13 protein-coding genes and 3 tRNA genes are annotated in these 10,555 nt (G+C 47.2%); 4 read left to right on the forward strand and 12 right to left on the reverse strand.

Features of this window, described 5'->3' with window-relative positions; genetic code table 11:
• Window positions 1–142: 142 nt before the first annotated feature.
• The 11 genes from ACTHTQ_RS09865 to ACTHTQ_RS09915 all read right to left on the reverse strand — a co-directional run bounded on the left by ACTHTQ_RS09865 (window position 143) and on the right by ACTHTQ_RS09915 (window position 8,479).
• Window positions 143–1,888 carry a DUF927 domain-containing protein gene (locus ACTHTQ_RS09865; RefSeq protein ID WP_440363805.1) on the reverse strand — a complete coding sequence of 582 codons (1,746 nt, stop codon included), beginning with the start codon at window positions 1,886–1,888 and terminating at the stop codon, window positions 143–145.
• On the reverse strand, window positions 1,885–2,985 hold the full coding sequence (locus tag ACTHTQ_RS09870) for a DUF7146 domain-containing protein (RefSeq protein WP_440363806.1): 1,101 nt from the start codon (window positions 2,983–2,985) through the stop codon (window positions 1,885–1,887). The genes ACTHTQ_RS09865 and ACTHTQ_RS09870 overlap by 4 nt, the downstream gene beginning before the upstream one ends.
• Complete coding sequence (locus ACTHTQ_RS09875) at window positions 2,982–3,197, reverse strand: hypothetical protein (RefSeq protein WP_049351938.1); 216 nt, start codon at window positions 3,195–3,197, stop codon at window positions 2,982–2,984. The genes ACTHTQ_RS09870 and ACTHTQ_RS09875 overlap by 4 nt, the downstream gene beginning before the upstream one ends.
• 145 nt (window positions 3,198–3,342) lie before the next feature.
• Window positions 3,343–3,726, reverse strand: a complete 384-nt coding sequence (locus ACTHTQ_RS09880; protein ID WP_440363807.1) for a hypothetical protein — start codon at window positions 3,724–3,726, stop codon at window positions 3,343–3,345.
• Window positions 3,727–4,009: 283 nt separating this feature from the next.
• Window positions 4,010–4,552 (reverse strand): terminase small subunit, encoded by a 543-nt coding sequence (locus ACTHTQ_RS09885; protein WP_440363808.1) that lies wholly within the window; start codon window positions 4,550–4,552, stop codon window positions 4,010–4,012.
• 67 nt (window positions 4,553–4,619) lie between these two features.
• Entirely contained in the window at window positions 4,620–5,318 is a 699-nt protein-coding gene (locus ACTHTQ_RS09890; RefSeq protein ID WP_440363809.1) for a hypothetical protein, read from the reverse strand.
• Window positions 5,319–5,334: 16 nt separating this feature from the next.
• Window positions 5,335–5,574 carry a helix-turn-helix domain-containing protein gene (locus tag ACTHTQ_RS09895; protein ID WP_440363810.1) on the reverse strand — a complete coding sequence of 80 codons (240 nt, stop codon included), beginning with the start codon at window positions 5,572–5,574 and terminating at the stop codon, window positions 5,335–5,337.
• A gap of 110 nt (window positions 5,575–5,684) precedes the next feature.
• Window positions 5,685–5,891, reverse strand: coding sequence for a helix-turn-helix transcriptional regulator (locus ACTHTQ_RS09900; protein ID WP_440363811.1), 207 nt, complete (start codon window positions 5,889–5,891; stop codon window positions 5,685–5,687).
• Between the two features lie 93 nt (window positions 5,892–5,984).
• Entirely contained in the window at window positions 5,985–6,758 is a 774-nt protein-coding gene (locus ACTHTQ_RS09905; protein WP_440363812.1) for a hypothetical protein, read from the reverse strand.
• 196 nt (window positions 6,759–6,954) lie between these two features.
• Window positions 6,955–8,196, reverse strand: a complete 1,242-nt coding sequence (locus ACTHTQ_RS09910) for a tyrosine-type recombinase/integrase (RefSeq protein ID WP_440363815.1) — start codon at window positions 8,194–8,196, stop codon at window positions 6,955–6,957.
• Window positions 8,197–8,394: 198 nt separating this feature from the next.
• Window positions 8,395–8,479: transfer RNA gene (locus ACTHTQ_RS09915), tRNA-Leu, on the reverse strand.
• Window positions 8,480–8,640: 161 nt separating this feature from the next.
• On the opposite strand from ACTHTQ_RS09915, the gene ACTHTQ_RS09920 reads away from it, so the two are divergent.
• The 4 genes from ACTHTQ_RS09920 (at window position 8,641) to ACTHTQ_RS09935 (ending at window position 10,202) form a co-directional block, all read left to right on the forward strand.
• On the forward strand, window positions 8,641–9,306 hold the full coding sequence (locus ACTHTQ_RS09920) for a hypothetical protein (protein ID WP_440363813.1): 666 nt from the start codon (window positions 8,641–8,643) through the stop codon (window positions 9,304–9,306).
• Window positions 9,299–9,892 (forward strand): GTP cyclohydrolase II, encoded by a 594-nt coding sequence (gene ribA / locus ACTHTQ_RS09925; protein ID WP_063068903.1) that lies wholly within the window; start codon window positions 9,299–9,301, stop codon window positions 9,890–9,892. Before ACTHTQ_RS09920 ends, ribA begins: the two co-directional genes overlap by 8 nt.
• A gap of 125 nt (window positions 9,893–10,017) precedes the next feature.
• Window positions 10,018–10,093 (forward strand) — tRNA-Val (locus ACTHTQ_RS09930).
• A gap of 32 nt (window positions 10,094–10,125) precedes the next feature.
• Window positions 10,126–10,202: transfer RNA gene (locus ACTHTQ_RS09935), tRNA-Asp, on the forward strand.
• A gap of 200 nt (window positions 10,203–10,402) precedes the next feature.
• Here the strand turns inward: ACTHTQ_RS09935 and ACTHTQ_RS09940 are convergent.
• The coding region (locus ACTHTQ_RS09940) for an integrase core domain-containing protein (protein ID WP_440363816.1) at window positions 10,403–10,555 on the reverse strand (153 nt) is incomplete at its 5' end.

The following is a 10,555-nucleotide window of genomic DNA, read 5'->3' on the forward strand; positions in this document are numbered from 1 at the left end:
TCCAGCACATTTCCGTACATTTTACATCTTTTCGATATATCTCAGCATATTCCTCAATCCGACACGAACCGTTTGTGTCGTTTCAGGTTCGGCAGGGTGTGAAAAAGCCCGCCATTGTCGGTAATAGCGGGCTTGCTCTTGGTTATTCGTCAAAGTCGGGCGGGGCTTCTCCCATCAAAACATAGAATCGGCTTGCAACGCCGTTGCGTTTGCGCTGGTGTTGCCATCTACCGTTATCGGCTTTTTTTAACCATTGGCGATTATGTAGGACTTCACACACTTTACGCAGGCTATATCCTTTACAGACTTCATTTTCAAAGGTAAAGGGGATTATCCAATATTCATCTATGCTTCCCTCCTGTTTCCGATAACCTACGTGATTTTGGTTCACGGTTTGGGCGTTCCAGTCTGAAAAGCGCATTGACAGTGCGTTAACGTCCATGAAAGCGGTTACTTGCTCAATGATTCGGCGGTCTTCGCGGTTTCCTGTGCCGTTTTCTTCAAGCCATTCATTGAAACACTGCCTTACTCCTGCTTCTCCTGCTCCTTGTCTCATGCCGGTAATAGGGGCGGCATATTCCAAGACGGCGGCCAAAAGGGCGAAGCGGCGGGCAATTCTTCGCGCCTGTCCCTCCATTGGTGGCAAGGTCTCAAGGAATCGGGCGCGGCTGGCTTCTACGGCTTGGGCGGCGGCTTCTTTTCCGTCTTTGAGGATTTGGCGGATAAGGGCGCGGCCTGCTGTTCCTCGCTGTTTGGCTGTGGCTTGTCTGATATGCTCCGACAGTTTCGCGCCATCTGCGAAGCCGTGCAACGTGTCAAATATGCCATATCTTGCCTCTGCCTGTATGTCAGGTAACCTAACATGATTGCCCGCTTTCCATTGGGCGCGGTCTCCTATCAGGCTCTCCGGGTTTATTTCGCCGGTTGAAAGGATCAGATTGCGCCATGTTTTCTGCCGGCGGTTGCCGCCATCTTTTGCGCCTTGTGTTTTTGACACGCCGTTGATCACGCTGTAAACCATTTGCGGGATTTTTCGCGGGTCGGCTGATTGCCCGATTTCATCTAACACCAGCAAGCCATCATTGCGGGCTAAAGCTAAATTCTGCAAGCCAAGCGGGGTAGTATCCCAATTTCCTTTAGTGGTTTCAGGGTCGCCCCATACGCTCAAGGCAAGCCGCGCGGCGGTTGTTTTGCCTTTTGAGGAATCGCCCGCCAAATGGAAACCGCCTCCCTCTTCGTTCAAAAGTGCCAAGAATGGTGCGGCCATGCTTAAACCTAGTGCCAGGCATAGGCGGCTATTGTTCTCTGCGTATCGCGCGGCCTGCTCCTGCCATTCCTTGAGGCTGCCTTTTTCTGTGTAACCGTCTTTTTGGCTGGTGTCTCCGTTGTATAGAATGTTTGCGCCGTCTGCGTTAACGGCTTCCCCGCCTGCCAGTATGTAGGCTTCCCCGTTCCAACCGGCGCGATCGGTAATGGTAAAGGCTGTCTGGCTTCCCTCTTTCTGCAAATAGTCTGCCAGTTTTCGCCTTTTTGTTGGGTTGCTCTCAATGAATAAGCTGTAAAACCCCAAACGCTCCCAGCATTTCCCACCGGCAATTTCTGCTTGTGGCAGGGCGGCGGTCTTTTGTTGGCGTGTGATTTTGTCTTTAAACTTGATAATCCGATAATACGCGCCGTCATTGTCTTGCCCTGTGCCTATGATGTCGATAGGGTCGGAAAGCAATAGCGGCTCTGATTCGATAATATCGCCGTCTTTGTCGGTTCTAACGTTTACCCACCATACGCCCCGATTGTCGATTTCAAAGTGAGGGCGCGGGCGGAATGGCTCGATATTCTCAAGGTTGTAGTCTTTGGTGCTTTCCTGCTTCGCTGTTTCGGTATTTTTCATGCTGTCTGTCCTCCGAAATGATTGTCTGATCGCTTTTTCTCGTTCAGTTCGTCCAGTGCGTCATAGCCTGCTGTTTCACTCTGCCATATGCTCGCCTTGATTCCCTGCTTAATGGCTCGCATTGCCAAGTCATAAGCGGCTCTGTAACCAACGGGGCGGGGCGTGTCGTTATCAGCAATAATCGCAATTTCTTTTATACCGTTCAGAAACTGAAAATTTGCCATGCTGTTTGCGCTCAAGGCCGCGTATAAGCCCCAATCGTAAGCCTTGTACAATTCACGGGCGGCAAGGGCGGTTTCTATTCCCTCTGCAATGACAAGACGGCCATTTTCAGGAATCGGGAACAAGTGGACGGCTTGCCCTGAAATGCTGCCATGCTTACGGCTTCTCATTTTCTTGGCCGGTAATGCCTCGCCCGTTTCAGGGTGTTTGATTGCCAGTTTCTGATAGTGTGGGGCATGTAGTCCGTCCTCTCCGCATGGTTTGTCATAGCTAGGCTGTAAATAGGTTAGGTGTAAGCCTTGTAACTCCTCGTCCATATCGCGGATAGCGCAAACCATACACGGGAAACGGCCAAGCAAAAGCGGCTTATCCTCGCCTGTTGTCCAATAGTCTTTTTCAGGTAGAAAACGGACGTTTTCGGGTAAATGCGCCATCTCCAAACCGCGTGATTTCAAATACTGGATAACAGGGGAATCGGGGCGGATAGGTTCTGTGCTTCTCCATAATGCGGCCAGCTTCTCGATTTGGTCTTTTTCGGGGCATGGTTGCGCTTGTGGGCGTGTTGGCGGTATCGGCAAAGGGTCTGCATTGCCCATGCCTAAAACGCCTGAAACCTGCTCTAAGGCCGTCTGAAAATCACACCCGAAAAAGTGCATTACCAAGCCGAAACCATCGCCCGCGCCGTTGTTGTAATGGCTGCAAATGAATGTGCCGTTTCCGTCCTTGTCGTCATATCTGAAACGGTCTTTCCCTCCACACGCGGGGCAGGGCTGGTGTTTGTTTTTCAGGTATCGCTGGTCTATGCCTAATGCCGCGTGTATTTCCGGCCAGCAGTATTGCGCGGCGGCTTTAATGTCTTGGTATGTTGGTTTCATTGCTCTGCCTCCTCTGATACTGGTTCTAAAACTATTCCGGCTGTTGGGTCTGTTTCCCATATCGCGGGCGTTTCCTGCTCTAGTTGCTCCGTGTCGGCGTGGGCGGGCTGGTTACAGGCTCGGACTACCAAAGCCAAAAGCAACACCCAAAACACCAGCAAGGCGCGGTTAAGATACCGGCGGAAACGGTCGGATTTATTGGTCTGTTTCATGGTTTTATCCTTTGCTCTGCCTCCAGTGTTTCAAAACATGAATCTAATAAAATCAATTAGTTATGAAAACACTAGGGCGAAGTTTGCCCTATGCCGTCTGAAATAGGCGGCATAAAGGCGGGTAAATTTCAGGGAATAGGTGGGCTTAACCGGCGTGGGTTACGCTGTAAGCAGCCCATTCTTTCAGGCCGTCTGAATCGTCAGGGCGCGGGGACGGGGTCAGTTTTGAATGTATCCCGCAAGCTCGGATGACAAATCGAAAGATTCCAAGTTTTCCGCATGGGGGACTAGGGTTTGAATGACTGTGGCAAGTCGTGCCGTGCTTCCGCTCGCACTTATGGGGGGTGTTGCGGACGGAATGGTCGGCCATGTTGTCGCAAATGGTGTCGATGATTGCGCCAGTATTGGCGATAAATTCGCCGCCGTAGTACAGCGCGTCCATGATGCGGTTTGCCAGCTCGCGAGGAATGGTTACCGTTTGGGCTTGATTTTGAATGGTTTGGATTTGGGTAGAAATGGAAGATTGCATTTGAAATGCTCCTATGTTTTTTGTGAGATTTGAGAAATGCCCGAAATAAGGGGGCGGTGCTCTCACTGGACATAAGAAACCAGCCTGCGCCTTGCGGTTGGCAGACACCGCCATAAACTTTGATACGCCGTCCAAAGCCTGTGAATAGGCTTCAAACGCCATAAGAGAAAATGGCGATAAGAAATCAGCGTTACCCTGCCGATTTGGGCTTATGTTTTTTGTGAGAGAAACTTAATTCTGCTTCCCAAAGCTCAATTTGTCAAATGTTTTTGCATTGGACGGGTTAAATTATTTTGTCCAACACAATCAGGATTACTGCATACTCAATCCGCGCTATATCATTCCCGACAATCGCCGTAATGTCGGCAAGCGTGATTTCACTGTATGACTTATTAAAAAAAGCATTGCTGACTTGTTTTCTTTCTTCTTCCGTCAATGGGCATTTGCGCTCTTCCTGTTTTACTTGGCTGATTTCCGCCTCTGCCTTGATTTCCGCCTTATCCACCAGCAAGCCCAGCATTTTTGCTTTGCCCATCGTGGCCGATACCGCCGCGCTGCTTTGCGGGGTAGGGGCTGCCAGTGCCGCCGCCCGTGCCTGCTCCAGTTCGTGTAACAGGTCGTCCACCGTTACCGCGTGGCGTTGCCGTGCCTCTTCCTTGAGGCCATCTACCATCGCGGAAATATCGGGGTCTTGAAGCAGCTTATAGGCTTCATTCGTTACCGTTTCGGGCTTCATGTTGTCGGTGTTGTAGGCTTGCCGGTATGCTTCGCTTGCATTGCCCGTTTCTACATACAGGCGGGTAAATTGTTCTTGCTTTGGTGTCATGTCCTTACTCCTTTCAAAAAGCCGCCCAATAGCTTTTTTCTGCTTTTAGGCGGCTGTTTGGGTGTTGCTACTTCAAACTATTGAAAACCGCTTCTTTTTCTTTCTCCATGTCTTCCGTGATGTCGAAAATAGCGTTTTCTTCCCCGCCGGTGTTGTCCATCATGTTGAAGAAGCCGGGCAAACGTAAATCAATGATTCGATTCGGCATAGATTCCCCATAGGTCGGACAATCAGGCCGCAAACCGTTTTCATGAAGACTCGTTCTCATTTCAACGGCGGCCTTGCCGATTCCTACCAGTTTCGCGGCGGCTTTGGCATAGACTTGGGCGGCCTCCAAATATTCAGGCAAGTGGGTCTCTTCAATACCGGCAATAAACATTTCATAGCGGGAAACGGCCAGTAAATTGCGAAGCTCTGAAATGCGGTTCAGGTGTTGGCGGCGTTCATCAAAAAGGCTTTCCAACAGTTCTTTTTGCACTTCCAGCATATCGGCGGCGCGGTCTGCCTCTTCTCGCTTGGCGGCAATCTCTGAATCAAGCTCTTTGGCTTCTTCGGTGTTTGTGGGTTTGCCCATTTTCAATAAATTGGCAAATATGCCTTTGCGCCTGTTTCTCAGCCCCGCAAATTCATTGATTACCGCTTCCGCCTCTGAAACACCGGCTTCTGCCGCTTCAATTTGGGCGGTCAGTTCACTGCATTTGTCCTCTTCTTCTTTTAGTAACTTTTGACGGGTCTCAAAAGCTGTCTTTATATATTCGATATTCATGTTTCAAACTCCTAATTTAATTGATTAATACGAACCGACCGCGTTTCACGGTTTCGCCAAATTGGTTGGTTACTTCTTCCATCACGGTTATGATTTCATGCCCCGCTCTGCGAAGCTCCATAATGCGTGTGTTATAGCTAAGTATGCCCATCTGTGCTAACTCCCATGACGTGGCACTTCCTTTTCTCAATCGGACTAAAATTCGTTCTCTTTGGCTTGGCGTTTTGGGCTTGCTGTTGATATAATCAGTTTTCATCAGATTTTTTCCTCCGTGCCGTCTGAATAGCCCTCTATTCAGGCGGTTTTATTTTGACTAAAGGGATAGATTCCCGCTGATTCTTCGCGCGCGTATTGCTCCGAAAACTCCTATTCTTCGCGCTTGGCTGCCAGTTTGTTGATATATTCGTCAATCTCGCTCGCAAGCCAGCCTGTCGCATTGGCAGATATTTTGAAAGGGCGGGGAAAATCAGGGCGGTAATGGCGGCTCTTAGGGTTTGCCCAATTCCAGATAGTCGCTCGTGAAACACCTAATGCACGGGCGGTATCGTCTGCTCTTAATACTGTGTTGTTCATATATTTTTGCCTTTCTTTCAGTCGGGTTAGATGACAGGTAAAAATATAGCCGCCCATGTGGGCGGCTGTTAAGTAAGCAGCTTGTTGACTTCCCTAAAATCTGTTTGTTGATTTCATATTTTCCCGAAACTGTTTTATCCAGTCTTTAACTGTTTTTTCCGATGGAACATCAGGGGCTGATATTTCATCGTTATTAATTTTTTCTAAAATAAGGCGGATTAATTTAGCTTTTCCACCCCATTGATTAAACATTTCCTTTCTTTCCTCCAATAACTGATTTACGGCTGCTATCGTTCCCGCTTTTTCATAATGGCTTTGCTTGGCTTTGCCTGCTTTTCGGGCATTTTCTGTTATTGCCTCTATGCTGATTTGGTCTTTTTTCAACTCCAAAGACATAAACTCTATGGATGTTGTAATTAAGTTTGCTATTGTCCTAAATTGATTGAAGTTTTCTTGCGATGGCTTGTCTTTGAAGTTTGAAACATACTCATAAATAGCCTTAGCCGTGATGAAATACTGCATTTCTAGGCGCATTTCCAGACTTTGCCCAAAGTGCAACTCTTCTATCACGGGATAAAAATACTCTGAATAATCGATAGGGTCTCCGTACTTTTCCTGATACTTCTCTAGCGCGTCATTAACCTGCTCCTCAACTAAAGAAACCTTGTAAGTTTCCTTATGACTCCATAGCGACACACCATGCTCAAATTTTTCAAGACTTTTAAATACTCTAGTAAACACCCTTTGGGCTTGCCAGCTAAGAACTCCTAGCGCGTCCTCAAATTCAGGGCTATTAGTAATATTGAATATGGCTGCATATTTTGGACTATATGCTGCAATATTTCTTGGATATGCGATAGAAACCATGTAACACCTCTAAAACTAAAAAATATTCCGGAATATCAAACTTGTATAAAAGGGTAACCAGGTGGTAACCAGTAAATTTACGTTAACTGGTTACCGCTTTTTCTTTGTATTTATATTTATATTCATATAGTTATATTTGTTAAATTTTGTGGTAACCAGTGTAACCAGTATATTTACTCACGCGCATAGGGATTTTTTAATCCGCCTTGTCTTTTTGAATCATCTGTAATGCTTGGTTGTATCGCTCCCGCAAATAATCGCTATACCATTGCATAAACTCGATACGCTGGGGCATATAATCGGCTTGGTAGGCGTATGAATCCTTTATCTTGTTTTCTTCAACGTGGGCAAGCTGTGTTTCAATCGCGCCGCCGTTAAAGTTGTTTTCATAAAGCAGACTACTTGCTACTGCTCTGAAGCCGTGCGGCGTTGCTCTACCTTTATAGCCTAGTTTCTCGTTAATGATTTTTCCTAGTGTGTTCTCGCTGATATGGCGGTTTACGTTGGTTCTACTTGGAAACATAAACCGGCTATGCCCTGTCAGCGTGTGTAACTCTTGAAGTAGCTCTATTGCCCAATCAGAAAGAGGCACACATAAAGCGGGCTTTGGCTTCATCTTTTCGTGCTTCATTCTTTCGGCGGGAATAATCCAACGCTTGTTTTTAAAGTCCACTTCTTGCCATTGGCCGCCGCGTAATTCGTTATTTCTCACAAACACCAGCATAACCAGCATGATGGCGATTTTGTTTTGCCGCTCTATATTGTTTGCCAGTATCAGGCGGCGGTAAAACTCCGGCAATTCTTCACGGGGTAGGGCGGGCTTGTGCTTGGTGGGTAAGTTAGGAATGTGATTTTTCAACAGGCGGGCGGGGTTGTTTTCTGATATTTCCAACATGGCGGAATAGTCAAAAACCGCCCCTATCCAACCCCTGATTTTGTCGGCGGTATCAGTAACACCCCTTGCCATAATGTCATCAAGCAAGTTTTTGATATGGGTTACCTTGATTTCATTAACGGGGATTTCCCCAATGACTGGGAAAACGTCATTTTTCAAATAACGCATGATCCGCTCGGCGTGGTGTTCTTTCCAGCGGGGCAAATTGTCCTCGTACCATTGCTTGGCTAAATGCTCAAAAGTATTTAGCAAGGCGGCTTGTCGGGCTGCTTTGGCTTCTTGCTTGGCTTTGTTGGGGTCTTGCCCTTGTGCAATCATGCGGCGGGCGTTTTCGGCGGCTTGTCGGGCTTCTACCAGTGAAACGGTCGGATATTTCCCGATAGTGAAGTCTTTCTCTTTGCCATCTATGCGGTATCTCATGCGGAATATTTTCCCGCCCGCTGATGTAACTTCAAGATACAGGCTATTTCCGTCAAATAACTTGATTTTCTTTCCAGTATCAGCCGGCTTGGCGGCTTTGATTTGGCGGTCGTTTAGTGGCATTTGTGGGTATGCTTTACAGTGGTTTTGGCTGATCCCCTGAATCATACCCACATTTTGTGCTTTACTCAATTAAATGGCATTGGGGGTATTTAGACACTTGGCAAGGGGTATATTGGTCTGAAAGCCTTGCCAGTATTGAATCTTAATTACTGTGTTAGATTTGATTAGACGAAAAAAAAGCCCCTAAAAGGGGTTGGGTGGTGCGGACGGAGAGACTCGAACTCTCACACCTCGCGGCGCCAGAACCTAAATCTGGTGCGTCTACCAATTTCGCCACGTCCGCACTAATTTGAATCGTGGATTATACACAAGATTAATGGTGGCGCAAAGTCTTGTTTGCTTGAATTTTTCGGTTTATCCCTTATATAATGGTTTATTCCGGCCGTCTGAAAGCAGGGTTTGTTTTCAGACGGCCTCAACTTTACTATTGGTGAGGAAGGGCAGATGCCTGCTTTATTGATTAAAGATTTCTTGCAGACGCAAGGTTTGAAGTTGCCTGCGGATGATATACATGTTGCTTATTTGACTGCTCAGGCTGTGATTAAAATGGGCAATGCTTCGGTTGAGCGTTCGATTTTGTGGCCGTCTGAAGACGGTTGGCAGTTGGCGGATTATGTTGATGCCGAACATGAATTGTTGCTGAAACAGATTTTTATGGCTTTGGATTCGGTTGCCGAGCGCACCGAGCATTTGAAAAGTGCTGCGGTTTATACCGCGTTTCCGAAAGATGGCGCGTTGTCGCTGGTTCGACTGAGCCGTTGGGGCATGCCATTGGAAAATGTGATTCCAATCGACGAGCAGACCGGACAGGCTTTTTTGGCTGTGCGTACGGCGCAAAGCGGTTGGATGAATGTTTGTCAGAATGTGGCGTATTGGCAGGAAATTGGTGAATTGTCGGCCGAACGCAATCATCCCGGCTTGAGTCAGATTTCTGTTCCTGTCTGTATGCCCAGCGGTGCGGTTTTGGGTGTGGTGCATGCCGAGTTTGATATCAAAGACGGCGCGCCTGACGAAGTATTGGTGGCTTGGATTGCCCTTGCCTTAGCCCTGTCGGATTCTTTGAAAAATCTGTTGGGCATGGCTGAAAACGAGGAAACGGAAAATGAGTAACGCCTTGAAGTTTGTTGCGTCATGCCGTTTGCCTACGGAATGGGGCGAATTTACCATGCACGGCTTTGAAGAAGAGGGCGGTCAGGAACATGTCGCATTGACGATGGGCGATGTTTCAGACGGCCTGCCTGTGTTGTCGCGTATCCATTCAGAGTGTTTGACCGGTGATGCTTTATTTTCGGTGAAATGTGATTGCGGCCCTCAACTTCAAGCGGCGATGCAGGCCGTTCAGAAAGAAGGGCGTGGCGTTATCGTATATTTGCGCCAAGAAGGCAGGGGCATTGGTTTGATAAACAAAATCCGTGCTTATCGTCTGCAAGATCAGGGCTTGGATACGGTCGAGGCCAATGTAGCGCTCGGCCTTCCTGTTGATGCGCGCGACTTCACTTTGGCTAAGCAGATTTATGATTATCTGCATATTCGTGAAGTCAAGTTGTTGACCAATAATCCTGAAAAAATCCAAACGTTGAAAGATTCCGGCATTAATGTGGTCGAACGGATTGCATTACATGTCGGCGAAAATGTGGAAAATGAACGTTATCTGCATACTAAAGCGGATAAATTGGGACATTTGATTTTCGATTAATGGATAGGCATAACAGTGTTGTTTGCGGTTAAATAAAATATTCTATATTCTTTCAATGAGATATATTTTTATTTAAATAAAAACCTTGCGCATGGTCTGATTTTTTGATTTAATGTCGGCTTATTGGGTGATTAGCTCAGTTGGTAGAGCGTCTGCCTTACAAGCAGAATGTCGGCGGTTCGACTCCGTCATCACCCACCAAGTTTCCTTTCATTGTCTTTGACAGTGGATGCGCGGTGGTAGCTCAGTTGGTTAGAGTACCGGCCTGTCACGCCGGGGGTCGCGGGTTCGAGCCCCGTCCGCCGCGCCATTATTTAAAAAGCACTGATTATATCAGTGCTTTTTATTTGTCTTAAAGATACAATTAAGTGGCAAAAATAGAAACAGGTAAGTAACAGGATATTGAAAGTTAAATACTGTTTAACCTTAATTTCTGATGATTTTAAAAAAAGGCCGTCTGAAACTTTTAAAGTTTCAGACGGCCTTTAGTGTAGGAAAACGTTGCGTTGTTTACACCACAGGTTGAGAAAAATAAGCCTGCAAGACCTCAAACGGCGTATCGCCGTTCAAACTGCGGTGTGGCTTCACAGTGTTATAGAAATTAACAAAGCGGCACAACTCCTTTCGCCGGTGTTCCGGACTGTCAAACAACTGTTTCTCATG

It is taken from the genome of Neisseria sp. P0020.S003 (genome assembly GCF_051957095.1).
Taxonomy (GTDB): domain Bacteria; phylum Pseudomonadota; class Gammaproteobacteria; order Burkholderiales; family Neisseriaceae; genus Neisseria; species Neisseria subflava.

Bases quoted from the DNA above. Each gene is read 5' to 3' on its own strand.
- ACTHTQ_RS09865 (WP_440363805.1), bottom strand. From the start codon at position 1,888: ATGAAAAATACCGAAACAGCGAAGCAGGAAAGCACCAAAGACTACAAC.
- ACTHTQ_RS09870 (WP_440363806.1), bottom strand. From the start codon at position 2,985: ATGAAACCAACATACCAAGACATTAAAGCCGCCGCGCAATACTGCTGG.
- ACTHTQ_RS09875 (WP_049351938.1), bottom strand. From the start codon at position 3,197: ATGAAACAGACCAATAAATCCGACCGTTTCCGCCGGTATCTTAACCGC.
- ACTHTQ_RS09880 (WP_440363807.1), bottom strand. From the start codon at position 3,726: ATGCAATCTTCCATTTCTACCCAAATCCAAACCATTCAAAATCAAGCC.
- ACTHTQ_RS09885 (WP_440363808.1), bottom strand. From the start codon at position 4,552: ATGACACCAAAGCAAGAACAATTTACCCGCCTGTATGTAGAAACGGGC.
- ACTHTQ_RS09890 (WP_440363809.1), bottom strand. From the start codon at position 5,318: ATGAATATCGAATATATAAAGACAGCTTTTGAGACCCGTCAAAAGTTA.
- ACTHTQ_RS09895 (WP_440363810.1), bottom strand. From the start codon at position 5,574: ATGAAAACTGATTATATCAACAGCAAGCCCAAAACGCCAAGCCAAAGA.
- ACTHTQ_RS09900 (WP_440363811.1), bottom strand. From the start codon at position 5,891: ATGAACAACACAGTATTAAGAGCAGACGATACCGCCCGTGCATTAGGT.
- ACTHTQ_RS09905 (WP_440363812.1), bottom strand. From the start codon at position 6,758: ATGGTTTCTATCGCATATCCAAGAAATATTGCAGCATATAGTCCAAAA.
- ACTHTQ_RS09910 (WP_440363815.1), bottom strand. From the start codon at position 8,196: ATGCCACTAAACGACCGCCAAATCAAAGCCGCCAAGCCGGCTGATACT.
- ACTHTQ_RS09920 (WP_440363813.1), top strand. From the start codon at position 8,641: ATGCCTGCTTTATTGATTAAAGATTTCTTGCAGACGCAAGGTTTGAAG.
- ribA (WP_063068903.1), top strand. From the start codon at position 9,299: ATGAGTAACGCCTTGAAGTTTGTTGCGTCATGCCGTTTGCCTACGGAA.